The organism is Chromobacterium sp. ATCC 53434 (genome assembly GCF_002848345.1).
Taxonomy (GTDB): domain Bacteria; phylum Pseudomonadota; class Gammaproteobacteria; order Burkholderiales; family Chromobacteriaceae; genus Chromobacterium.
The window spans coordinates 4,412,452-4,435,114 of the sequence record NZ_CP025429.1; the positions used below are offsets into that span (position 1 = coordinate 4,412,452).

The following is a 22,663-nucleotide window of genomic DNA, read 5'->3' on the forward strand; positions in this document are numbered from 1 at the left end:
CGCCGACGGCGCGGACCAAATCCTGTCAAACAGCCAGCGCCAACACCTTGGCCGGCACCGCGCCGACCGAGCCGGCGCCCATCGTCACCACCACGTCGCCGTCCCTCGCCGCGTCGACGATGGCCTGCGGCAGATCGGCGATATCCTCGACGAACAGCGGCTCCACCTTGCCGCCGACGCGCACCGCGCGCGCCAGCGCCCGGCCGTCGGCCGCGACGATCGGCGCCTCGCCGGCGGCGTACACCTCGGACAGCAGCAAGGCGTCGACGCCGGACAGCACTTTGACGAAGTCCTCGAACAGATCGCGGGTGCGGGTGTAGCGGTGCGGCTGGAAGGCCAGCAGCAGCCGGCGTCCCGGGAAGGCGCCGCGGACCGCGGCCAGCGTCGCGGCCATTTCCACCGGGTGGTGGCCGTAATCGTCGACCAGCGTGAAGCTGCCGCCGTCCTTCGCCTTGACCTCGCCGTAGCGCTGGAAGCGGCGGCCGACGCCGGCGAACTCGGACAGACCCTTCTGGATCGCCGCTATGCTGGCGCCGCACTCCAGGCCGATGGCGATCGCCGACAGCGCGTTCAGCACGTTGTGGCGGCCCGGCAGGTTCAGCACCAGCGGGAAGCGGGTGATGGTGCCGTTCTTCACCACCACGTCGAAATGCATCTGGCCGGCCGCCGCGCGCACGTTCTCGGCGTAGATGTCGGCCGATTCGTCGAGGCCGTAGGTGGTCACCGGCTTGGTGACGCGCTCGCGGATCTCGCGCACATTGATGTCGTCTATGCACAGCACCGCGCGGCCGTAGAACGGCATCCGCTGCAGGAAATCGACGAAGGCCTGCTTCAGCTTGTCGAAGCTGTGGTCGTAGGTGTCCATGTGATCGGCGTCGATATTGGTCACCACCGCCATCACCGGACTCAGATGCAGGAAGGACGCGTCCGACTCGTCGGCCTCGGCCACCAGGAATTCGCCCAGGCCCAGCTTGGCGTTGGTGCCGGCGGCGGTCAGCTTGCCGCCGATGACGAAGGTCGGATCGAGCCCGGCCGCGCCCAGCACCGACGCGGTCAGGCTGGTCGTCGTCGTCTTGCCGTGGGTGCCGGCGATGGCGATGCCCTGCTTGAAGCGCATCAGTTCGGCCAGCATCATCGCGCGCGGAATCACCGGGATGCGCTTGTCGCGCGCCGCCAGCACTTCCGGATTGTCGGCCTTGACCGCGGTCGAGGTGACCACCACGTCGGCGCCCTCGATATAAGTGGCGTCATGGCCGAAGAACACGCGCACGCCCTCGGCGGCCAGCCGCTTGGTGGTGGCGCCGTCGGCCATGTCCGAGCCGGACACGGTATAGCCCAGGCCGTGCAGCACCTCGGCGATGCCGCACATGCCGACACCGCCTACGCCGACGAAATGTATGTGTTTGACCCTGTGTTTCATGTCTGTGTCTCTGCTGGGACGCTCGTTCGGCGCCCTGTCATTCCCCGGCCAGCTGCCGGCACAGCGCGGCCACTCGGCCCGCGGCGCCCGGACGGGCCTGCGCGCGGGCGCGCTCGGCCTTGTCCAGCAACTGTTCCCTGTCCAGCCCCGCCAACAGGCCAGCCAGCCTGTCAGCGCTCAATTCCTTTTGCGGCACATGCCAGGCCGCGCCTTCCTTTTCCAGCCACTCGGCGTTGTCGCGCTGGTGGCCGGTGGTCGACACAACCAGCGGCACCAGCACGCTGGCCACGCCGGCCGCGCACAACTCGCTGACGGTGATCGCGCCGGCGCGGCAGATCACCAGATCGCACTCGGCCAGGCGCCGCGGCATGTCGTCGACGAAGGGCAGCAACTCCACCGCGTCCGCCAGGCCGGCGGCCCGATAGACCGCCTCGACCGCGGCGAAGTTCGCCTCGCCGGTCTGATGCGTCAATAGCGGCCGCTGGTCGGCCGGCAAGCGGGCCAGCGCCTGCGGCAGCGTTTCGTTCAATACCCTGGCGCCCAGACTGCCGCCGACGACCAGCACCTTCAGCGGACCGGAACGACCGGCGAAACGCTCGGCCGGCGGCGCCATGCCCTCGATCTCTCCGCGCACCGGATTGCCGGTGACCTGCGCCTTGGCCGCGCTCGCCGCGCCGCCGTCGAAACCGCAGGCCAGCGTCTTGGCGAACGGCAGCAGGGCCTTGTTGCTCAGCAGCAGGCTGGCGTCGGCGTTGACCAGCACCAGCGGCTTCCACAGCAGGCCGGCCATCACGCCGCCGGGCAGGCAGACATAGCCGCCCATGCCCAGCACCACGTCCGGCCGGTGGCGCAGAATCAACGCCGCGCTGCCGAAAAAGGCGCCGACCAGTTGCAGCGCGCCCTTGACCGAGCCCAGCAGACCCTTGCCGCGCACGCCGTGGAAATTCAGCCTCTCCAGCGGAATGCCGGTCGGCGGCACCAGCTTGTTCTCCATGCCGCGACGGGTGCCCAGCCACACCACCTTCCAGCCGCTCTGCTGCAACTCCCTGGCCACGGCGAGGCCGGGGACGATGTGTCCGCCGGTGCCTGCCGCCATCACCATGACCGTTCGATTCACCATTTACCTTCTTCCCATGAGGCGGAAGCCCTAAGGGCCTCCCGCCTATTCATCACTGTTCATCCGCGCATGACGCGCCGGTTTTTGCTTCGCCCTTCGGGCTCGCAGAAACCGAAGGAAACGGCGCTGAAGCGCCTGGAAAGGCCTACAGCCTTTCCTTATGCGGGGCTAAACCTTATAGCCCCGCATAATCCTTCGATTTTCGTAATCAACCCGCAGCAGCACCGCCACCGCGATCAAATTCATCAGCATCGCCGAACCGCCGAACGACATCAGCGGCAGCGTCAGACCCTTGGTCGGCAGCAGGCCCATGTTCACGCCGATGTTGAAGAACACCTGGATGCCGAGCCAGATGCCCACGCCCTGCGCCACCAGCGCCTGGTAGTAGCGCTCCAGCTTTTTCGACTCGACGCCGATGTGGAAGGCGCGACGCACGATCCAGGCGTACAGGCCGATCACCACGCAGATGCCGGCGAAGCCGAACTCCTCGGCGATCACCGCCATGATGAAGTCGGTATGCGCCTCCGGCAGGTAGAACAGCTTCTCTATGCTGCCGCCCAGACCGACGCCGAACCATTCGCCGCGGCCGATCGCGATCAGCGAGTGGGACAGCTGATAGCCCTTGCCGTACGGGTCGTCCCACGGATCCATGAAGCCCAGCACCCGCTTCAGCCGGTACGGCGAGGAAATGATCAGCACCACGATCGCCCCCACCGCCATCACCGCCAGGCCGGAGAAGATGCGCATATTGATGCCGCCGAGGAAGAGCAGGCCCATCGCGATGCTCATCACCACCATCAGCGCGCCGAAGTCCGGCTCGCGCAGCAGCAGGAAGGCCACCACCACCATCGCCATGAACATCGGCAGAAAGCCTTCCTTGATGCTGTGCAGCAGATGGCTCTTGCGCACCGTGTAGTCGGCCGCGTACAGCACCACCGCGAACTTCATCACCTCCGACGGCTGCAGATTCAGCACCAGCAGGTTGATCCAGCGGCGCGAGCCGTTGACCACCTTGCCGATGCCCGGAATCAGCACCAGCACCAGCATCACCAGCCCGATCAGGAAGATCTTCCCCGAGTACTTCTGCCAGAAGCCGGTCGGAATCTGGAAGGCCATGTACGCCGCCGCCAGCCCGATCACCATGAACACCACGTGGCGGATCAGGTAGAAGTAGCGGTTCTGCGTCGCCGCGTCGGCCTCGGCGTAGGCGATCGACGCCGAGTACACCATCACCAGGCTGATCGACAGCAGCAAGGCCAACGCCCAGGCCAGCGCCTCGTCCAGCGGAGTGATCGCCGTGTAGCGGCGTGCCGGATTGGCGTTCATGGCCGCGCCGCCTTTACCGCCGCGACGGTGTCGATGAATACCTGCGCCCGGTGCGCGTAGTTCCTGAACATGTCCAGGCTGGCGCAGGCCGGCGACAGCAGCACCACGTCGCCGGAACGGGCCAGCGCCGCCGCGCGGCGGGTCGCGTCCTCCAGCGTGTCGTGGCGCTCCAGCGCCAGGCCGCTGCCGTCCAGCGCGGCCGCGATCTTGTCGGCGTCGCGGCCGATCAGCAGCACCGCGCGGGCGATGCGCCGGCAAGCCGGCATCAGCGGCGCGAAGTCCTGGCCCTTGCCGTCGCCGCCGGCGATCAGCACCACCGGCCGGGTCATGCCGTTCAAGGCCGCCTCGGTGGCGCCGACATTGGTGCCCTTGGAATCATCGATAAACGCGACGCCGTCGAATTCGTCTACCAGCTCGACGCGGTGAGCCAGGCCGCGGAAGGTCTTCAAACCGTCCAGCAGCTTCTCCAGCGGCAGGCCTATGCCCTGGCACAGCGCCAGCGCGGCCAGCGCGTTGGCGGCGTTGTGCAGGCCCTGCAGCTGCATGTCGGCGCAGTCGAACACCGTTTCGCCGGCGACGCCGAGACCGTAGCGCTCGCCGTCGCGCGCCAGCGCGTAGTCGGCGGCGCCGCTCAGCGAGAACCACTTGTGCGCCTGGCCCGGCCGCGCCATCGCGCGCACCAGCGCGTCGTCGCGGTTCAGCACCTGCACGCCGCGGCCGTTGAACACCCGCGTCTTGGTGTGCGCGTAGTCCAGCAGGTCGGCGTAGCGGTCGAGGTGGTCCTCGGAAATATTCAGCACGGTGGCGGCGTCGGCCTCCAGCGAGTAGGTCGATTCCAGTTGGAAGCTGGACAGCTCCAGCACCCACACGTCGGGGCGCTTGCCGCTCCGCTCTCTCTCCAGCTGCGCCTCCAGCACCGCCAGGCCGATATTGCCGGCGACGACGGTGTCGAGACCGGCGGCCTCGCACAGATGGCCGACCAGGCTGGTGACGGTGCTCTTGCCGTTGGAGCCGGTGATGGCGATCACCTTGCTGCCGTCGTTCCGGATCGCGCGCGCCAGCAACTCGATGTCGCCGACCACCTCGCCGCCGGCGCGGCGGAAGGCGGCGACGGCCGGATTGGCCAGCGGCACGCCGGGGCTGAGCACCAAGAGCTCGGAGCCGGCGAAGGTCGCGTCGTCGAAGGCACCGGCGATCACCTCGGTGCCCGGCAGATGACGTTCCAGCTCGGCCAGCCGCTCGTCGGACGGCCTGGCGTCGGCGACGCGCACGCGCGCGCCGTGGGCGGCCAGGTAGCGCGCGGCCGCCAGGCCCGAGCCTCCCAGTCCCACCACCGTCACATGTCGATTGGCGTAATCCATCTATTCCGTCCTCAGCGCAGCTTCAGCGTCGACAAGCCGATCAGCACCAGCATCATGGTGACGATCCAGAAACGCACGACCACCTGGGTCTCCTTCCAGCCCTTCAATTCAAAATGGTGATGCAGCGGCGCCATGCGGAACACGCGCTTGCCGGTCAGCTTGAACGAGGTCACCTGTATCATCACCGACAGCGCCTCCATCACGAACAGACCGCCCATGAAGAACAGCACGATCTCCTGGCGGACGATCACCGCCACGGTGCCGAGCGCGGCGCCGAGCGCCAAGGCGCCGACGTCGCCCATGAAGACCTGGGCCGGGTAGGCGTTGAACCACAAAAAGCCGAGGCAGGCGCCGCACATCGCCGCGCAGAACACCACCACCTCGTGGGCGCCCGGGATGAAGGGCAGGCCCAGATACTTGGAGAACACCGCGTGGCCGGCGACGTAGGCGAAGATGGACAGGCCGGCCGACACCAGCACGGTCGGCAGCGCCGCCAGGCCGTCCAGGCCGTCGGTCAGATTGACGGCGTTCGAGGTGCCGACGATCACCAGATAGGTCAGCACGCAGAAGCCGATCGCGCCCAGCGGGTAGGCGACGGTCTTGACGAAGGGCAGGATCAGCTCGGTCGAGGCCGGCAGCTTGGCGGTGACGATCAGGAACACCCCGGCGCCGATGGCGATGGCCGACTGCCAGGTCATCTTGAACTTGGCGGACACGCCCTTCGGGTCCTTGTACACCACCTTGCGCCAGTCGTCGTAGAAGCCCAGCGCGCCGGTGCCCAGCATCACCGCCAGCAGCAGCCAGACGTATTTGTTCGACAAATCGGCCCACAGCAGCGTGGTCAGCGTGATCGCCAGCAGAATCAGCGAACCGCCCATGGTCGGCGTGCCGGCCTTGACCAGATGGGTTTGCGGACCGTCGTTGCGCACCGCCTGGCCGACCTTCAACTCGGTCAGTTTGCGGATCACCCACGGCCCCAGCAGCAGCGAGATCGCCAGCGCGGTCAGCGCGGCCATCACCGCGCGCAGCGTGGTGTAGTTGAAGACATTGAAGGCCCGGATATGCGAACCCAACAGATCAGCCAGCCAAAGCAGCACCTTAAACTCCTTCTTTCTTTGCTTGCATCAGGTGTTCCACCACCCGTTCCATGCGCATGAAGCGCGAGCCCTTGACCAGAACGGCGGTACCCGAAGCCAGCCGGCTATCCAGGCACTCCAACAACTCGTCAATCGAATCGAAACCCTGTCCGGCGGCGCCGAAGGCCGTCGCCGCGCGGCGCGAAACCTCGCCCAGCGCGAAAAACTGCTCGATGCCGCGCGCGCGCGCATGCTCGCCGACTTCGGCGTGCAGCGCCGGCGCGCCCTCGCCCAACTCGCCGATATCGCCCATCACGAAGCAGCGCGGCGCCGGCAGGCCGGCCAGCACGTCTATGCCGGCCTTCATCGAGTCCGGGTTGGCGTTGTAGCTGTCGTCTATCACCGTCAGGCCGCGCGGACTCTGCTTGATCTGCAGCCGGCCCTTGGCGCCGGCGAAAGCGGCCAGGCCCGCGGCGATGGCGGCCAGCGGCACGTCCAGCGCCAGCGCGACGGCGGCGGCGGCCAGCGCGTTGCGAACGTTGTGCTCGCCCGGCGTCGGCAGCGATACCTCGATTTCGCCGGCCGGCGACAGCAGCGTGAAGCGGCTGCCCAGCGCCGACAGCGCCAGATCGCTCACGCTCACATCGGCCTGCTCCAGGCCGAAGCTCAGCTGGCGATGCGAAGCGGCCGCGGCGCAGAACAGCGCCAGATTGGCGTCGTCGGCGTTGACGACGGCCACGCCGTCGCCGCTCAGTCCCTCGAAGATCTCGGCCTTGGCGCGGGCCACCTCGGCGGTGGAGCCGAAATGGCCGAAGTGGGCGCGCATCGCGTTGTTGACCAGCGCCACCTGCGGCCGGGTCAGCCCGGTCAGGTAGCTGAGCTCGCCGTGGTGGTTCATGCCCATTTCGATCACGGCGTAGCGGTGTTGCGGTTTCAGCTGCAGCAGCGTCAGCGGCAGGCCGATGTCGTTGTTGAAATTGCCGGCGGTGGCCAGCACGGCGTCGGCGCCGGCATGGGCGCGCAGTATCGCCGCCAGCATCTCCTTGACCGTGGTCTTGCCGTTGGAGCCGGTGATGCCGATGCGGACGGCCGGCTGCGTCTCGCGCCAGCCGGCGGCCAGACGGCCCAGCGCCAGCCGGGTGTCGTCGCCCGCCTGGATCAGGCTGGCGCCGGCCAATTCGAAGCCGTCGCGCACCAGCGCGGCGGCGCCCTTGGCCACCACCTCGGCGACGAAATCATGGGCGTCGAAGCGCTCGCCCTTCAACGCGACGAACAGATCGCCCGGCTGCGCCAGGCGGCTGTCGGTGATCACCCGCGACACTTCGCCGTCGGCGCCGGCGAGGCGGCCGTTGGCGAGGCGGGCGGCTTGGCTCAGCGTCATCATGGCCGCTTCCCCCACGCCGTCAGCGCTTCCTCGGCGACGCGGAAATCGGAGAACGGCCGCTTGACGCCGGCGATGTCCTGGTATTCCTCGTGGCCCTTGCCGGCCACCAGCACCACGTCGCCGACGCGGGCCTGGCTCACCGCCCAGTGGATGGCGGCCTCGCGGTCGGCCTCGACATGGGCGCGCGCGGCGTCCATGCCGGCCAGCACGTCGCGGATGATGGCCTGCGGGTCCTCGCTGCGCGGGTTGTCGCTGGTCAGCACCGCCACGTCGGCGTATTTCTCGGCGACGCCGCCCATCATCGGGCGCTTGCCCGGATCGCGGTCGCCGCCGCAGCCGAACACGCAGAACAGCCTGCCGCCGGTCGGGCGGATGTCGGACAAGGTCGCCAGCGCCTTCTCCAGCGCGTCTGGCGTGTGGGCGTAATCGATCACCACCAGCGGTTCGTGGGTGCCGCCCACGCTCTGCATCCGGCCGCGCGCCGGCTGGATACGCGCCATCACCGCGGCGGCTTCCTGCAGGCCGATGCCGTTGACGCACAGCGTGGCCAGACAGGCCAGCAGATTGGCGGCGTTGAAGCGGCCGACCAGGCCGGTGCGCACGTCCACCGTGCCCCACGGCGTGGCGACGGTCAGTTGCAGGCCTTCCAGCGTCGCGGCCAGCGCCAGCGGGCGCACATCGCCCTGCTCCAGGCCGTAGCTGACCACCCGGGTCAGCTTGGGATCGATCTCGGCGGCCAGCTGGCGGCCGAAGGCGTCGTCGGCGTTGATCACCGCGTGCTTCAGGCCTTCCCAGAAGAACAGCTTCTTCTTCGACTCGCCGTAGGCCTCCATCGAGCCGTGGTAGTCCAGGTGGTCGCGGGTCAGATTGGTGAACACCGCGGTGGCGAACTCGACGCCGTTGACGCGGAACTGGTCCAGGCCGTGGCTGGACACCTCCATCGTCACCACGTGCGCGCCCTGGCGGCGGTATTCGGCCAGCTTCTGCTGCACCGTCACCGGGTCCGGCGTCGTGTGGGTGGTTTCGGTCAGCTGGCCGTAGAAACCGTTGCCGACGGTGCCGATCAGCGCGGCCTTCTGGCCCAGCAGCGAGAAAGCCTGCGCCAGCCAGTGCGAGATCGAGGTCTTGCCGTTGGTGCCGGTGATGCCGACCACGGTCAGGTCGCGCGACGGCAGGCCCAGCACCTGGGCGGCGACGATGCCGGCGCGCTCGCGCAGATTCGGCACCGCCAGATTCGGCACGGTCCACTCCGGCTGCCAGGCGAAACCATCGGCGTCGTCCCACAGCACGGCGGCGGCGCCCTTTTCCAGCGCGGCCGGGATGAAATCGCGGCCGTCGGCGTACTCGCCGCGGCAGGCGAGAAACACATCGCCCGGCAGCACGCGGCGGCTGTCGGCCTCCACCCTTTTGATCGGGAGGCCCAGCTGTTGCAACAAGGCCGGATCCCAGTCCGGCAACGCAGTCAAACGGCTCTTCATGATCTTAGAAATCCACCGGAACCGGGGTCGATTCCGGCAATAAAGTGTTGTTGGATGGCTCGTCCGGCGTGACGTTCAATATGCGCAGCGCGCCGCCCGCCACCTGCGAGAACACCGGGGCCGACACGGCGCCGCCGTAATACTTGCCCGCCGTGGGTTCGTCTATCATCACCGTCACGATCACCCTGGGCGCGTGGCCCGGCGCGAAGCCCATGAACAGCGCGCGGTGCTTGTTGGCCACATAGCTGCGGCCCTCCAGCTTGCGCGCGGTGCCGCTCTTGCCGCCTATGCTGTAGCCGATGATGCGGCCGCCGACGGCGCCGCCGCCCGGCTGGCTGTTGGCGATCAGCAGGTCGCGCATCTCGTGCGCGGTCTTCTCGTTGAGCACCCGCTTGCCCGGCATCGGATTCGACGTCTTGTACAGCGAGATCGGCAGCATCACGCCGTCGTTGGCGAAAATGGTGTAGGCGCGCGCCATCTGGATCAGGCTGACCGACAGGCCGTAGCCGAAGGACATCGTCGCCTGCTCGATCGGGCGCCACTTGTGCCAGTCGCGCAGCCGGCCGCTGGCCTCGCCGGGGAAGCCGGTTTCCGGCGCGCGGCCGAAGCCCAGCGCGTCGTAATGCTTCCAGGACTCTTCCGGGCTGTTCATCAGCGCCAGCTTGCTGGTGCCGACGTTGGACGACTTCTGGATGATGCCGAGAATGTCCAGGCTGGGACGCGGCGCCACGTCGCGTATCGTCGCCGGCCCTATCATGTAAGTGCGGGTATCCAGCACGGTGTTCAGATTGGCCTTGCCGTGCTCCAGCGCCAGCGAGATCGACAGCGGCTTCATCGTCGAACCGGGCTCGAACAAGTCGATCACGCCGCGGTTGCGCATCATCTCCGGCGTCACGCCGACGCGGTTGTTCGGGTTGAACGACGGATAATTGGCCAGCGCCAGCAATTCGCCGGTCTTGGCGTCCAGCACCACCACGCTGCCGGCCTTGGCCTTGTTGGCCTCCACCGCGGCCTTGATCTCGCGGTAGGCCAGGTACTGGATGCGGTGGTCCACCGCCAGCGCCAGCTTCTGGCCGTCGCGCGGCGGCTCGATGGCGGCGACGTCCTCGATGATGTGGCCGCGTCTGTCCTTCAGCACCACCCGGCGGCCGTCCTTGCCCGCCAGCATCTTCTCGCGGGCCAGCTCGACGCCTTCCTGGCCCTTGCCGTCCACGCCGGTGAAGCCGATGATGTGCGACACGATCTCGCCGGCCGGGTAGAAGCGGCGGTATTCCTGCTGCTTGGCGATGCCGGGTATGCCCAGCGCCATCACCTTGTCGGCCTGCTCCGGACTGATCTGGCGCTTGATGTAGACGAATTCCTTCTTGCGGTCGGACAGCTTGGCCGACAGCTCCTCCGGCGACAGGTCCAGCAGGCCGGCCAGCTCGCGCAGCTTGGCCGGCGGCACCGGCTCCATGTCGGTCGGACTGGCCCAGATGGTCTGCACCGGCGAGCTGATCGCCAGCGGCTCGCCGTTGCGGTCGGTGATCACGCCGCGGTTGGCTTCCAGCGTCAGCGTGCGGCGGAAACGCGCCTCGCCCTGGTTCTGCAGGAAGTCCTGCTGCACCACCTGCAGATAGACCGCGCGGCCGATCAGCGCCAGGAACAGCAGCGCGAGCACCAGCAGCACGCAGCGCACGCGGGTGCTGGTCATCCGCAGCGCCGGGCTGGCCGGCACCGGGCGGGTGCGCACGCTGTAACTGGAACCGGCGCGCATCAGAGCGGCCCTCCCGGTGCGATGACCTGGATCTGGCGCGGATCCGGCGTATGCATGCCGAGGCGGGTCGACGCGGCTTTCTCAATCACCGCGTGCGCGCCCCAGGTGCTCTGCTCCAGCTGCAACTGGCCGAACTCGACCTCCAGTTGCTGGCCCGACTTGGTTTCCTTCTGCAAGTCGCCATAGAGCTTGCGCGACACGTGGGTGGACGTCACCACCGACCAGGCGGAGAACACCGTCATCACCAACAGCATCGCGTTGAGCTTGTTCATGCGTCGCCCTCCCGCCACGGCGCCGCCGTGCGCTCGGCGACGCGCATGATGGCGCTGCGGGCGCGCGGGTTCTCACGCACCTCCTCGTCGCCGGAGCGGATCGCCTTGCCCACCAGCGCGATCGGCGGCTTGGCCATGTCGGCCGCGCGCACCATCGCCCAGGCCGGCAGCTTTTCCTCGCTGCTGACGTCGCGCAGGTAGAGCTTGACGATGCGGTCCTCCAGCGAGTGGAAGCTGATCACCGCCAGCCGGCCGCCTTCGTTCAGTAGCCGCGCCGCCTGCGGCAACACCGCCGTCAGCTCGTCCAGCTCGCGGTTCACAAAGATCCGGATCGCCTGGAAGGTGCGCGTGGCCGGATCCTGGCCCGGTTCGCGAGTACGGACGTTTTGCCCAACGAGCACAGCGAGCTCGCGGGTGGTCGTGATGGGAGTTTCCCCCCGTTGCGCAACAATGGCTGCTGCGATCTTGCGAGCAAACCGCTCTTCACCATAAGTCTTGATGACCTCTCTGATATCGGCCTCATCGGCCGTTGCCAACCACTCGGCGGCCGTCATGCCGCGGGTGGTATCCATGCGCATGTCCAGCGGCGCGTCGAAACGGAAGCTGAAACCGCGGCTGCCGTCGTCTATCTGCGGCGACGACACGCCCAGATCCATCAACACGCCGTCGACGCCGGCCACGCCGAGGCGGGCCAGCTCGGACGACAGCGTCTCGAAACCGTTGTGCACAATGCTGAAGCGGGCGTCGTCGGCGGCCAGCCGCTCGGCGACGGCGATGGCCTGCGGATCCTTGTCGAAGGCGATCAGCCGGCCCGACGGGCCGAGCTTCGACAGGATCAGCCGGCTGTGGCCTCCGCGCCCGAAGGTGCAGTCGACGTAGACGCCATCGGGGCGGATGGCCAGCGCGTCGACCGCTTCGGTCAGCAATACCGTGCGATGCACGAAGGTGGGGGTGCTCACAGCGTGAAATCTCCAAGGTGTTGCGCCAGGTCGGCCTGATCGATCGCCAGCGCGTCGGCGGTCTGGCTGTCCCATTCCTCGGCATTCCACAATTCGAAGCGGTTGCCCATGCCTACCAGGGCAACGTCCTTGTCCAGCGCGGTCAGTTCGCGCAGGCGGGCCGGCAGCAGCACGCGGCCGGCGGAGTCCATCTCCAGCGTCTCGGCATGGCCGAGCACCAGTCGTTGATAGCGTTTCAGGGTGGGATTGCCGGTGGGAAGGGCCAGCAGACGGGCCTCGACCGGGCGCCAATTGGGTTCGGGATACAGCAGCAGATGGTCTTGGGATTCGAGGGTGACGATCAACTTGTGGCCGAAAGCGGACAGCAGCGTCTCGCGGTGCTTGGCCGGAATAGCCAAGCGCCCCTTGCTATCGAGAGACAAGATACTGACGCCACCAATCATGATTTGAACCCGCTGACCGAGAAAACAGAGCCGTCGCTCCGGGGGGCAGTTACCCCACTTTCACCCACTTTACCCCACTTTTCGCCACTATAAGAAAGAACGGCCCCACGGTCAACATCGGAATTCCCTAATTCGCCTTTTGCGACAATGACTTACGGACAGGCATAAAAATGGAATCCCTGATAAATCAGCAACTTAAAATCAACGATGAAAGTGGGACATGAATATCGGGCATCGCGGCGGGGGCGGCGTGGCGGCAATCATTAGCGCTGGAACTGTTTGAACCACAAGCATCTTTAAGAAAAGCAACAAATTACCGGCGACAAACCACCGGGTGTATTTAAAAAACGACATGGCGGCCATTGCGGCCGCCATGCGCGTTTTCCAGACTCCGGTTTAAAGCAGCTTCTGGCGCAGGATATCCTGCACTTGCGCCGGATTGGCCTTGCCCTTGGACGCCTTCATCACCTGGCCAGCCAGCGCGTTCAGCGCCTTTTCCTTGCCGGCGCGGAATTCCTCCACCGCCTTCGGATTGGCTGCGATCGCCTCTTCCACCATCTTCTCGATGGCGCCGACGTCGGACACCTGCTTCAGGCCGTCGCGCTCGATGATGGCGTCGGCCGACAGATCGCTGTCCCACAGCGCCTCGAACACCTGCTTGGCCAGCTTGCTGGACAAGGTGTTGTCGGCGATGCGGACCAGCAGGCCGGACAGGCGCTCCACCGAAATCGGGCAGTCGGCGATGTCGGCGCCGTCGCGGTTCAGTCGCGCGGCGATCTCGCCGTTGATCCAGTTGGCGGCCAGCTTGCCGTGGCCGGACGCCTTGGCGGCGGCCTCGAAGTATTGCGCCTGCTTGAGGCTGGACGTCAGCAGCGCCGCGTCGTAGGCCGACACGCCGTAGCTTTCGATGAAGCGGGCCTGCATCGCGGCCGGCAGCTCCGGCATCTCGCCCTTGATGCGGGCGATCTGCTCGTCGGAGATGCGCACCGGCAGCAGGTCCGGATCCGGGAAGTAGCGGTAGTCGTGCGCGTCTTCCTTGCTGCGCATCATCCGCGTCTCGCCGGTGTCCGGATCGAACAGCACGGTGGCCTGCTGAATCTTGCCGCCGTCTTCCAGCGTGTCGATCTGCCACTGGATCTCGTACTTGGCGGCCTGCTCCAGGAAGCGGAAAGAGTTCAGGTTCTTGATCTCGCGGCGGGTGCCGAAGGCCTGCTGGCCTTCCGGGCGCACCGACACGTTGACGTCCATGCGGAAGCTGCCTTCCTGCATGTTTCCGTCGCAGATGCCCAGCCAAGTCACCAGCGAGTACAAGGCCTTGACGTAGGCCAGCGCCTCGTCGACCGAACGCATGTCGGGCTCGGACACCACTTCCAGCAGCGGCGTGCCGGCGCGGTTCAGGTCGATGCCGGACAGGCCCTGGAAGTCTTCGTGCAGGCTCTTGCCGGCGTCTTCTTCCATATGGGCGCGGGTCACGCCTATCACCTTCTCCTGATCGCCGACCAGGATCTTCAACCGGCCATGCTCGACGATGGGCAGTTCCATCTGGCTGATCTGGTAGCCCTTCGGGAGGTCGGGATAGAAGTAGTTCTTGCGGGCGAACACGTTCTTCTGGTTGATGCCGGCGTCCAGCGCCAGGCCCAGGCGGATCGCCTTGTCCACCACCGCGCGGTTCAGTACCGGCAGCACGCCGGGCAGCGCCAGCTCCACCGCGGAAGCCTGGGTGTTCGGCTCGGCGCCGAAGGCGGTGCTGGAGCCGGAGAAAATCTTGGAGACGGTATTGAGCTGCACGTGCACCTCGATACCGATGACGACTTCCCATTTCATGGTCGGAAAATCCTTATTCATGCCAGGACGCAGCCAGAGCTGCGCCCTCGAAAACGTAAACTTTCAGTCGGCGTGCGAGCGGCGCGAAGGCAAGCGCGCCCAACGCGGCATTCGCGTCGCGCGGCCGCCGGCGTTACAGCGCCGGCGCCTTGGCGTGCCAGTCTGTCGCCTGCTGGAACTGGTGCGCGACGTTCAGCATCTTCGCCTCGGCGAAATAGTCGCCGATGATCTGCAGGCCGATCGGGCGGCCGTTGGCGGCGAAGCCGGCCGGCACGCTCATGCCGGGCAGGCCGGCCAGGTTGACCGACAGCGTGTAGACGTCGGACAGATACATCTGCACCGGGTCGGACGACATCTGGCCCAGATCGAAGGCGGCGGTCGGCGCCACCGGTCCCAGAATCACGTCGCACTGGCCGAAGGCGGCCTTGAAGTCGTTGGCGATCAGCCTGCGTATCTTCTGCGCCTTGATGTAGTAAGCATCGTAATAGCCGTGGCTCAACACATAGGTGCCGACCATGATGCGACGCTTGACCTCGTCGCCGAAACCTTCGGCGCGGGTCTTCTCGTACATCTCGACCAGGTCCTTGTAATCGTTGGCGCGATGGCCGTAGCGGACGCCGTCGTAGCGCGACAGATTGGTCGAGGCCTCGGCCGGCGCGATCACGTAATAGGCCGGAATCGACAGCTCGGTGTTCGGCAGGCTGATCTCGACCGCCTCGGCGCCCAGCTTCTTCAATTCGCTCACCGCATTGTCGACGGCGCGCGCGACGTCGGCGTCCAGACCGGCGGCGAAGTACTCCCTGGGCAGGCCGACCTTCAGTCCGGCCAGCGAGCGGTTCAGATCGCGGCTGTAGTCCTCCGTGGCGCGCTCCAGGCTGGTGGAGTCGCGCGCGTCGAAGCCGGCCATCACGTTCAGCATCAGCGCGCAGTCCTCGGCGGTCTGCGCGATCGGGCCGCCCTGGTCCAGCGAGGAGGCGAAGGCCACCATGCCGTAGCGCGACACCGCGCCGTAGGTCGGCTTGATGCCGGTGACGCCGCAATGGCTGGCCGGCTGGCGGATCGAGCCGCCGGTATCGGTGGCGGTGGCCACCGGCGTCAGACGCGCGGCGACGGCGGCGGCCGAGCCGCCGGAGCTGCCGCCCGGAATCGCGTTCAGGTCCCACGGGTTCTTCACGGCGCCGTGGAAGGAATTCTCGTTCGACGAGCCCATCGCGAACTCGTCCATATTCGCGCGGCCCAGCGTCACCATGCCGGCGGCGGCGCACTGCTCGACCACGTGGGCGCTGTACGGCGAGACGAAGTTGTCCAGCATCTTCGAGCCGCAGCCGGTCTTCCAGCCTTGCTGGCAGAACAGGTCCTTGTGCACCAGCGGCACGCCGGTCAGCGCGCTGGCGGCGCCGGCGGCGATGCGGGCGTCGGCGGCGGCCGCCTCGATCAGCGTCTTCTCGCGATCGACGGTGACGATGGCGTTGAGCCGCGGGTTCAGCGCCTCGATGCGGTCCAGGTACTGGCTGGCCAGCTCCACGCTGGAGACCTCTTTGGCCGCCAGCTGTTGCGACAATTGCTTGAGGGTGGCTTGTGTCATTTCGATCAAATCTTGCTATCGGGATAGTCTGGCCCGGCAATCGGCGTCCCGCTGGGAACCAATCTCGCCGGGGCGGCTCAGAGGCTTACTCGATCACTTTGGGAACGAGGAACAGGCCTTTTTCCACCTGCGGCGCAACCGCCTGGAAAGCCTCGCGCTGATTGGTTTCGGTGACGACGTCTTCGCGCAGCCGCAACGAAACATCCTGCGGATGCGCCATCGGTTCGATGCCGTCGGTGTTGACCGCCTGCATCTGTTCGATCAGGCCGAAAATATTGTTGAGCTGCTCCGCGGTGGCGGCGATTTCCGCTTCGCCGACCTCGATGCGGGCGAGCTTGGCGATCCGTGCGACATCCTGGTGCGTCAGCGACATGGCTTCCTCGTTAAAACCTTTAATATTTCAAGCTTTATAGGGTATCATACCCCGTTTGATTCTCCCAAGATCGACATTGCGCCACGACGCATTCCCGGGGCATTTCCCGCCCCGCAGGAAGCCTGCGCCGGGGCCCGCAGACGCAGGCCGTATCCGCCGCCGGGAAAGACCGGCAACGTCATGTTGCCACGCCTGATAAAAAGGCGGGGAAATCGGCCTGCCACAGATTAAACTGGATTTTTACGGACGCCGCCGGCGTCCGCCACTGACGAAAACTGACCAGGACCGCCCAATGTTTCGTTCGCTGACCGGATACTTCTCCAACGACCTCGCCATCGACCTCGGCACCGCCAACACCCTGATCTACATGCGCAGCAAGGGCATCGTCCTCGACGAACCCTCGGTCGTCGCCATCCACAACGACGCGCCGACCAACAAGAAATCGATCCTGGCCGTCGGCCTGGAAGCCAAGCGCATGCTGGGCCGCACCCCGGGCAGCATCCAGGCGATCCGTCCGATGAAGGACGGCGTGATCGCCGACTTCACCGTCACCGAACAGATGCTGAAGCAGTTCATCAAGAAGGTGAACCCGAACCGCTTCTTCGCCGCCAGCCCGCGCATCGTGATCTGCGTGCCCTGCGGCTCCACCCAGGTCGAGCGCAAGGCGATCCGCGACTCGGCCCTGGCCGCCGGCGCGCGCCGCGTCGAGCTGATCGAGGAACCGATGGCGGCGGCGATCGGCGCCGGCCTGCCGGTGGAAGAACCGACCGGCTCGATGGTGGTGGACATCGGCGGCGGCACCACCGAGGTGGGCGTGATCTCGCTGGGCGGCGTGGTCTACTCCAACTCGGTGCGCGTCGGCGGCGACAAGTTCGACGAGGCCATCATCAACTACATCCGCCGCAACTACGGCATGCTGATCGGCGAGACCACCGCCGAGGAAATCAAGAAAACCATCGGCTCCGCCTTCCCGGGCGCCGAGGTGCGCGAAATGGAAGTCAAGGGCCGCAACCTGGCCGAGGGCATCCCGCGCGCGTTCACCGTGTCTTCCAACGAAATCCTGGAAGCGCTGACCGAGCCGCTGAACCAGATCGTTTCCGCGGTCAAGATCGCGCTGGAGCAGACCCCGCCGGAGCTGGGCGCCGACATCGCCGAGAAGGGCATGGTGCTGACCGGCGGCGGCGCGCTGCTGAAAGACATCGACCGCCTGCTGGCGGAAGAGACCGGCCTGCCGGTGTTCGTCGCCGAGGAACCGCTGACCTGCGTGGTGCGCGGTTCCGGCAAGGCGCTGGAAAAAATGGACAAGATCGGCACTATTTTCACCAACGTGCCTTAAACTTCCAGCAACGAACTTAACCCGAGCGAACGCCGCGCCGTCAAGGCGCGGCGGTTGTGGCCATGGATTTCGCCAACACCCCCAGCTTCTTCCGCTCCGGGCCGCCGCCGGGCGCGCGCCTCGCCATGAGCGTGGTCGCGTCCATCGCGCTGCTGATAGGCGATAGCCGCTACGGCCTGATGGAACAAGCGCGCGAGGCGCTGTCGCTGGCGCTGTACCCGGTGCAGCGCGCGGTCAACCTGCCGGCGCAGGCGATGCGCCACGCCGGCGACTACCTGACCTCGCAGACCGAGCTGAAGCAGGACAACACCGAACTCAGGGCCCGCCAACTGCAGATGTCGGCGCAGCTGTCGCGGCTGCAGACGTTGGAGCGCGAGCTGAACGAGTTGCGCGCGCTGAACCGCATCCGCGCCCAGCGCGACGACGCGGCCCAGATCGCCGAGACGCTTTACACCGGCCGCGATCCGTTCTCGTACAAGATCATCATCGACAAGGGCGACGACGCCAAGCTGCAAGCCGGCCAGCCGGTGGTCGACGGCCAGGGCCTGCTGGGCCAGGTGACCCGCGTGCAGCCGCTGACCGCCGAAGTGACGCTGATCATAGACAAGAACCAGATGGTGCCGGTGATGATAGCCCGCACCGGCGAGCGCGCCATCCTGTACGGCTACGGCGGCGGCATCGAGCTGCGCTACCTGCCGCAGAGCTCGGACGTCAAGGAAAACGACCGGGTGGTGACCTCCGGTCTCGACGGCGTGTTCCCGGAAGGCATCCCGGTGGCGGTAGTCAGCAAGGTCGACCGCAACGCCGGCGCCGCCTTTACCCGCGTCAGCACCCAGCCGCTGGCCGGCGTGCAGCAGACCCGCTACGTGCTGGTGCTGCAGGCCAGGCAGACGCCGGCGCGTCCGGCGGAACCGCCGGCGCTGCCGGAGAAGAAGACCAAGGGCGGCAGGAAGGCCGCCGACGAGGAGTAAGCCGCGATGTCGTTGGACCGCCCCAAGGAATTGCTCAAGCCGGTCAAGCGCCGCTTCATCATGACCACCTTCGTGATCGCGGTGTTGATCGAGCTGGTGCCGCTGCCGCACGGCAGCACGCGCTGGCTGCCGGACTTCATCGGCCTGTTGATACTGTACTGGGTGATCAATCAGCCGCGACGCGTCAATATCGGCATCGCCTTCATGATGGGCATCGTCGCCGACGTGTCCACCGCCGGCCTGTTCGGCCAGCACGCGCTGGCCTATTCGGCGACCGCCTTCCTGGCGCTGAGCCGCCAACGCCAGCTGGTGATGTTCAACCTGGGGCAGCAGGCGCTGGTGGTGCTGGGGCTGATGCTGACCAATCAGCTGATCATGGTGGTGGTGCGGATGCTGACCGGTTCGGCCTTCGTCGGCTGGAGTTATTTCATGCCGCCGTTGATCGGCGCGCTGCTGTGGCCGCTGTTGACCAAGCTGATGCTGATTCCCTACCGCCACAATTCGGTATGAGATCCGACTGACCCATGCGCCGCCCGTCCCGCCTCAAGAACCCGCAAACCGAAGAAGAACAGTTCGAGTTGCGGCTGGTCATCGCCTACGCGCTGATCATCCTGATGTTCCTCACGCTGCTGGCGCGCTTCGTCTGGCTACAAGTGCTGCAGCACGACCATTTCTCGACGCTGGCGCAGAACAACCGCATCTCGCTGGTGCCGATACTGCCTAACCGCGGCCTGATCCTGGACCGCAACGGCGTGGTGCTGGCGCAGAACTACTCGGCCTACACGCTGGAATTGACGCCGAGCAAGATCGCCGACCTCCCCGCCACCATCGCCAAGCTGAAAAAACTGGCCGACGTCAGCCCGCGCGACGAGAAGCTGTTCAAGAAGCTGCTGGCCGAGAGCAAGAACTTCGAGGCCATCCCGCTGAAGGTCAAGCTGACCGACGAGGAGGCCGCCCGCGTCGCCGCCAACGCCTGGCAATTCCCAGGCGTCGAGGTGAAAGCCCGCCTGTTCCGCGACTATCCGTACAAAGAGATGACCAGCCACGTGCTGGGCTATATCGGCCGGATCAACCAGAAAGACCAGGAGCGCCTCGCCGACGAGGACAAGACCACCAATTACAAGGGCACCAACTACATCGGCAAGACCGGCCTGGAGGAAGTCTACGAGGACGATCTGCACGGCCAGGTGGGTTTCGAGGAAATGGAAACCGACTCCGGCGGCCGCGCGGTGCGCAGCCTGCGCCGGACGCCGCCGGTCAACGGCAACACCTTGAAGCTGGCGCTGGACATCCGCCTGCAGGAAATGGCCGACAAGCTGTTCGGCGACCGCCGCGGCGCGCTGGTGGCGATAGACCCGTCCACCGGCGGCGTGCTGGCCTTCCTGTCCAAGCCCGGCTTCGACCCCAGCCTGTTCATAGACGGCATCGACAGCCAGACCTGGGCCTCGCTGAACACCGACTGGCAGAAGCCGCTGGTCAACCGCGCGCTGCGCGGCACCTATCCGCCCGGCTCGACGTTCAAACCGTTCATGTCGATGGCGGCGCTGATGACGCACAGCATCGGCCTGCACGATATGCGCGGGGCGCCCGGCTACTTCACGCTGCCCGGCTCCAGCCACCAGTTCCGCGACAGCAAGAAGAGCGGCAACGGCGTGATCAATCTGCAGCGCGCGATCACCGTGTCCAGCGACACCTTCTTCTACAAGCTGGCCTGGGACATGGGCATAGACAAGATCCACCCGGTGGTCGGCTCCTTCGGCCTGGGCAGCAAGACCGGCATCGACCTGGACGGCGAGGCCACCGGCGTGCTGCCGTCCAAGGAGTGGAAGGAAAAGCGCTTCGCCCGCTACAAGCCCGAAGTGCGGCGCTGGTATCCGGCCGACGTGGTCAGCGTCGGCATCGGCCAGGGCTTCAACGCCTACACGCCGCTGCAGATGGCCAACGCCACCGCCATCATGGCCAATAACGGCCAGGTGTTCAAACCGCACCTGGTGCAGCAGGTGGTGGACTCCAAGACCGGCCAGACCCGGCTGATCGAGCCGAAGCCGCTGCGGCAGCTGCCCTATCCGCAGGAATACTTCGACTACATCAAGGAAGGCATGCACGGCGTGATGATCTCCGGCACCGGTCGCCGCGTCGGCATCGGCCTGCAGTACTCGATGGCCGGCAAGACCGGCACCGCCCAGGTGGTGGCGATCAAGCAGGGCGCCAAGTACAACGCCGCGTCGCTAGCCGAGCAGTACCGCGACCACAGCTGGTTCATCGCCTTCGCGCCGGTGGAGCAGCCGAAGATCGCCGTGGCCATCATCGTCGAAAACGCCGGCTTCGGCGCGGCGGCGGCGGCGCCGGTGGCGCGCGGCCTGTTCGACTACTATCTGCTGGGCAAGGTGCCCAATGATCTGGCCGGCCTGCTGAAGACGGTGCCGATGGAAAACGGGGAAGCGCGTGAAGAGTCCGCTGATTAAACAAATCTGGCAGCAGATCAAGGAGCCGCTGGACGGCTGGATGATGCTGTTCCTCGGCCTGATCTTCGCGGTCAGCATGGTGCTGCTCTACTCCGCCAACAACCAGTCCTTCGACAAGATAGACAACAAGCTGGCCTACACCGTGCTGGCGCTGGCGGTGATGTGGGTGATCGCGCGGATGCGGCCGCAGAGCGTGATGAACTTCGCGCCGCCCATCTATGTGCTGGGCGTGCTGCTGCTGGTGGCCGTGCACTTCAAGGGCATCACCGTCAACGGCTCCACCCGCTGGCTGAGCCTGGGCGTCACCCGCATCCAGCCGTCGGAGATACTGAAGATCGCGCTGCCGATGATGCTGGCCTGGTTCTTCCAGAAATACGAGCTGTCGCTGCGCTGGTGGCACTACCTGGTCGCCGCCGCGCTGGTGCTGGTGCCGGTGGGCCTGGTGCTGAAGCAGCCCGACCTGGGCACCGCGCTGTTGATCACCGCCGCCGGCTTCTTCGTGCTGTTCTTCGCCGGCCTGCCGTGGAAGGTGATCTTCGCCGGCGCCGCGCTGTTCGCCGCCAGCCTGCCGGTGGTGTGGAACCATCTGCACGACTACCAGCGCAAGCGGGTGCTGACGCTGATAGACCCGACCACCGACCCGCTGGGCACCGGCTACCACATCATCCAGTCGATGATAGCGATCGGCTCCGGCGGGCCGTGGGGCAAGGGCTGGCTCAACGGCACCCAGACCCATCTGGACTATATTCCTGAGCGGACGACTGACTTCATCTTCGCCGTCTACTCCGAGGAGTTCGGCCTGGCCGGCAATGTGGTGCTGCTGGTGCTCTACCTGCTGATCCTGAGCCGGGCGCTGATGATCACCGCCAGCGCCCAGACGCTGTACGGCCGGTTGATGGCGGCGTCGATCACGATGTCCTTCTTCGTCTACGCCTTCGTCAACATGGGCATGGTGTCCGGCATTCTGCCGGTGGTCGGCGTGCCGCTGCCCTTCATGTCCTACGGCGGCACCGCCTCGGTGACGCTGTTCATCGGCATGGGAATGTTGATGGGCATCAGCAACCTGCGCCGGCTCTGAGAGCCTGTTTACGATCTTTTTACGAGCAGCGCAGGCCAGCCCTTCGGGACGGTTTTCTGCCGGCGCATGGCTTTGTCAAACGTCCCTTGCAGTGAGCGACACTGCCGCGGGCCGTTTTTCGTGCCCTGCATCCGGCAGAATACCGTCGATGCCGCAAAAAGATCGTAAACAGGCTCTGAGCCACTGGCAAAATCCCCGATCCTGCATTGCGCCTCCTTGCCGTACTATGTGTACTGCCTGCGTCGGCGCGCCTTGGCTCAGGGATTTTTCCAGCGGCTTGGCGTTAAGCGCGTCGTCTAGAACCGACGTGGGCAAGCATGCTTGCCCACCCTACGGCGCCAACGCACCTTGGCCCGGACATCTCGTCATCCGATACCGGTAGGGTGGGCAAGGCCCGCCTTGCCCACGCGGCGGTGTGTCGTCGAGAATGCGGCGTTTC

General features: G+C 66.3%; 19 protein-coding genes. 5 read left to right on the forward strand and 14 right to left on the reverse strand.

Features of this window, described 5'->3' with window-relative positions; genetic code table 11:
- Positions 1 to 25: 25 nt before the first annotated feature.
- The 14 genes from murC to gatC all read right to left on the reverse strand — a co-directional run bounded on the left by murC (position 26) and on the right by gatC (position 16,374).
- On the reverse strand, positions 26 to 1,420 hold the full coding sequence (gene murC / locus CXB49_RS19660; protein ID WP_101709934.1) for a UDP-N-acetylmuramate--L-alanine ligase: 1,395 nt from the start codon (positions 1,418 to 1,420) through the stop codon (positions 26 to 28).
- Positions 1,421 to 1,457: 37 nt separating this feature from the next.
- Complete coding sequence (murG, locus tag CXB49_RS19665) at positions 1,458 to 2,540, reverse strand: undecaprenyldiphospho-muramoylpentapeptide beta-N-acetylglucosaminyltransferase (protein WP_101709935.1); 1,083 nt, start codon at positions 2,538 to 2,540, stop codon at positions 1,458 to 1,460.
- A gap of 165 nt (positions 2,541 to 2,705) precedes the next feature.
- Complete coding sequence (gene ftsW / locus CXB49_RS19670) at positions 2,706 to 3,863, reverse strand: putative lipid II flippase FtsW (RefSeq protein WP_101709936.1); 1,158 nt, start codon at positions 3,861 to 3,863, stop codon at positions 2,706 to 2,708.
- Positions 3,860 to 5,224, reverse strand: a complete 1,365-nt coding sequence (murD, locus tag CXB49_RS19675) for a UDP-N-acetylmuramoyl-L-alanine--D-glutamate ligase (RefSeq protein ID WP_101709937.1) — start codon at positions 5,222 to 5,224, stop codon at positions 3,860 to 3,862. The genes ftsW and murD overlap by 4 nt, the downstream gene beginning before the upstream one ends.
- Before the next feature lie 11 nt (positions 5,225 to 5,235).
- The gene (gene mraY, locus CXB49_RS19680) at positions 5,236 to 6,321 is read right to left on the reverse strand and encodes a phospho-N-acetylmuramoyl-pentapeptide-transferase (RefSeq protein ID WP_101709938.1); all 1,086 of its coding nucleotides are present in this window, start codon (positions 6,319 to 6,321) and stop codon (positions 5,236 to 5,238) included.
- A 1-nt stretch (position 6,322) separates the two neighbouring features.
- On the reverse strand, positions 6,323 to 7,684 hold the full coding sequence (gene murF, locus CXB49_RS19685) for a UDP-N-acetylmuramoyl-tripeptide--D-alanyl-D-alanine ligase (protein WP_101709939.1): 1,362 nt from the start codon (positions 7,682 to 7,684) through the stop codon (positions 6,323 to 6,325).
- Positions 7,681 to 9,162 (reverse strand): UDP-N-acetylmuramoyl-L-alanyl-D-glutamate--2,6-diaminopimelate ligase, encoded by a 1,482-nt coding sequence (locus CXB49_RS19690; RefSeq protein WP_101709940.1) that lies wholly within the window; start codon positions 9,160 to 9,162, stop codon positions 7,681 to 7,683. Before CXB49_RS19690 ends, murF begins: the two co-directional genes overlap by 4 nt.
- A 4-nt stretch (positions 9,163 to 9,166) precedes the next feature.
- Positions 9,167 to 10,918, reverse strand: coding sequence for a penicillin-binding protein 2 (locus tag CXB49_RS19695; protein WP_101709941.1), 1,752 nt, complete (start codon positions 10,916 to 10,918; stop codon positions 9,167 to 9,169).
- Entirely contained in the window at positions 10,918 to 11,190 is a 273-nt protein-coding gene (ftsL, locus tag CXB49_RS19700) for a cell division protein FtsL (RefSeq protein ID WP_101709942.1), read from the reverse strand. Before ftsL ends, CXB49_RS19695 begins: the two co-directional genes overlap by 1 nt.
- The gene (rsmH, locus tag CXB49_RS19705) at positions 11,187 to 12,149 is read right to left on the reverse strand and encodes a 16S rRNA (cytosine(1402)-N(4))-methyltransferase RsmH (protein WP_101709943.1); all 963 of its coding nucleotides are present in this window, start codon (positions 12,147 to 12,149) and stop codon (positions 11,187 to 11,189) included. Before rsmH ends, ftsL begins: the two co-directional genes overlap by 4 nt.
- Positions 12,146 to 12,592: a division/cell wall cluster transcriptional repressor MraZ gene (mraZ, locus tag CXB49_RS19710; protein WP_043571751.1), complete on the reverse strand. Its 447-nt coding sequence runs from the start codon at positions 12,590 to 12,592 to the stop codon at positions 12,146 to 12,148. The genes rsmH and mraZ overlap by 4 nt, the downstream gene beginning before the upstream one ends.
- Positions 12,593 to 12,988: 396 nt before the next feature.
- On the reverse strand, positions 12,989 to 14,416 hold the full coding sequence (gatB, locus tag CXB49_RS19715; RefSeq protein WP_101709944.1) for an Asp-tRNA(Asn)/Glu-tRNA(Gln) amidotransferase subunit GatB: 1,428 nt from the start codon (positions 14,414 to 14,416) through the stop codon (positions 12,989 to 12,991).
- Between the two features lie 133 nt (positions 14,417 to 14,549).
- A complete protein-coding gene (gene gatA / locus CXB49_RS19720) occupies positions 14,550 to 16,001 on the reverse strand; it encodes an Asp-tRNA(Asn)/Glu-tRNA(Gln) amidotransferase subunit GatA (RefSeq protein WP_101710782.1) in 1,452 nt (483 codons plus the stop codon).
- Between the two features lie 85 nt (positions 16,002 to 16,086).
- Positions 16,087 to 16,374: an Asp-tRNA(Asn)/Glu-tRNA(Gln) amidotransferase subunit GatC gene (gatC, locus tag CXB49_RS19725; RefSeq protein ID WP_101709945.1), complete on the reverse strand. Its 288-nt coding sequence runs from the start codon at positions 16,372 to 16,374 to the stop codon at positions 16,087 to 16,089.
- A 292-nt stretch (positions 16,375 to 16,666) separates the two neighbouring features.
- On the opposite strand from gatC, the gene CXB49_RS19730 reads away from it, so the two are divergent.
- The 5 genes from CXB49_RS19730 (at position 16,667) to rodA (ending at position 22,224) form a co-directional block, all read left to right on the forward strand.
- Positions 16,667 to 17,710 carry a rod shape-determining protein gene (locus CXB49_RS19730; RefSeq protein ID WP_011137903.1) on the forward strand — a complete coding sequence of 348 codons (1,044 nt, stop codon included), beginning with the start codon at positions 16,667 to 16,669 and terminating at the stop codon, positions 17,708 to 17,710.
- Positions 17,711 to 17,772: 62 nt separating this feature from the next.
- The gene (gene mreC, locus CXB49_RS19735) at positions 17,773 to 18,681 is read left to right on the forward strand and encodes a rod shape-determining protein MreC (protein WP_101709946.1); all 909 of its coding nucleotides are present in this window, start codon (positions 17,773 to 17,775) and stop codon (positions 18,679 to 18,681) included.
- A 6-nt stretch (positions 18,682 to 18,687) separates the two neighbouring features.
- Positions 18,688 to 19,191 (forward strand): rod shape-determining protein MreD, encoded by a 504-nt coding sequence (gene mreD / locus CXB49_RS19740; protein WP_101709947.1) that lies wholly within the window; start codon positions 18,688 to 18,690, stop codon positions 19,189 to 19,191.
- Positions 19,192 to 19,205: 14 nt separating this feature from the next.
- Positions 19,206 to 21,146 (forward strand): penicillin-binding protein 2, encoded by a 1,941-nt coding sequence (gene mrdA, locus CXB49_RS19745; RefSeq protein WP_101709948.1) that lies wholly within the window; start codon positions 19,206 to 19,208, stop codon positions 21,144 to 21,146.
- Positions 21,127 to 22,224 (forward strand): rod shape-determining protein RodA, encoded by a 1,098-nt coding sequence (gene rodA, locus CXB49_RS19750; RefSeq protein ID WP_101709949.1) that lies wholly within the window; start codon positions 21,127 to 21,129, stop codon positions 22,222 to 22,224. The genes mrdA and rodA overlap by 20 nt, the downstream gene beginning before the upstream one ends.
- The last annotated feature ends 439 nt before the right edge of the window (positions 22,225 to 22,663 follow it).

What these genes read in the sequence shown, in the direction of transcription:
- murF (WP_101709939.1), bottom strand. Translation starts at nt 7,684, where the DNA reads ATGATGACGCTGAGCCAAGCCGCCCGCCTCGCCAACGGCCGCCTCGCC.
- mraZ (WP_043571751.1), bottom strand. Translation starts at nt 12,592, where the DNA reads ATGATTGGTGGCGTCAGTATCTTGTCTCTCGATAGCAAGGGGCGCTTG.
- mrdA (WP_101709948.1), top strand. Translation starts at nt 19,206, where the DNA reads ATGCGCCGCCCGTCCCGCCTCAAGAACCCGCAAACCGAAGAAGAACAG.
- CXB49_RS19690 (WP_101709940.1), bottom strand. Translation starts at nt 9,162, where the DNA reads ATGAAGAGCCGTTTGACTGCGTTGCCGGACTGGGATCCGGCCTTGTTG.
- mreC (WP_101709946.1), top strand. Translation starts at nt 17,773, where the DNA reads ATGGATTTCGCCAACACCCCCAGCTTCTTCCGCTCCGGGCCGCCGCCG.
- ftsL (WP_101709942.1), bottom strand. Translation starts at nt 11,190, where the DNA reads ATGAACAAGCTCAACGCGATGCTGTTGGTGATGACGGTGTTCTCCGCC.
- murG (WP_101709935.1), bottom strand. Translation starts at nt 2,540, where the DNA reads ATGGTGAATCGAACGGTCATGGTGATGGCGGCAGGCACCGGCGGACAC.
- murC (WP_101709934.1), bottom strand. Translation starts at nt 1,420, where the DNA reads ATGAAACACAGGGTCAAACACATACATTTCGTCGGCGTAGGCGGTGTC.
- ftsW (WP_101709936.1), bottom strand. Translation starts at nt 3,863, where the DNA reads ATGAACGCCAATCCGGCACGCCGCTACACGGCGATCACTCCGCTGGAC.
- mreD (WP_101709947.1), top strand. Translation starts at nt 18,688, where the DNA reads ATGTCGTTGGACCGCCCCAAGGAATTGCTCAAGCCGGTCAAGCGCCGC.
- gatA (WP_101710782.1), bottom strand. Translation starts at nt 16,001, where the DNA reads ATGACACAAGCCACCCTCAAGCAATTGTCGCAACAGCTGGCGGCCAAA.
- gatC (WP_101709945.1), bottom strand. Translation starts at nt 16,374, where the DNA reads ATGTCGCTGACGCACCAGGATGTCGCACGGATCGCCAAGCTCGCCCGC.
- CXB49_RS19730 (WP_011137903.1), top strand. Translation starts at nt 16,667, where the DNA reads ATGTTTCGTTCGCTGACCGGATACTTCTCCAACGACCTCGCCATCGAC.
- CXB49_RS19695 (WP_101709941.1), bottom strand. Translation starts at nt 10,918, where the DNA reads ATGCGCGCCGGTTCCAGTTACAGCGTGCGCACCCGCCCGGTGCCGGCC.
- murD (WP_101709937.1), bottom strand. Translation starts at nt 5,224, where the DNA reads ATGGATTACGCCAATCGACATGTGACGGTGGTGGGACTGGGAGGCTCG.
- gatB (WP_101709944.1), bottom strand. Translation starts at nt 14,416, where the DNA reads ATGAAATGGGAAGTCGTCATCGGTATCGAGGTGCACGTGCAGCTCAAT.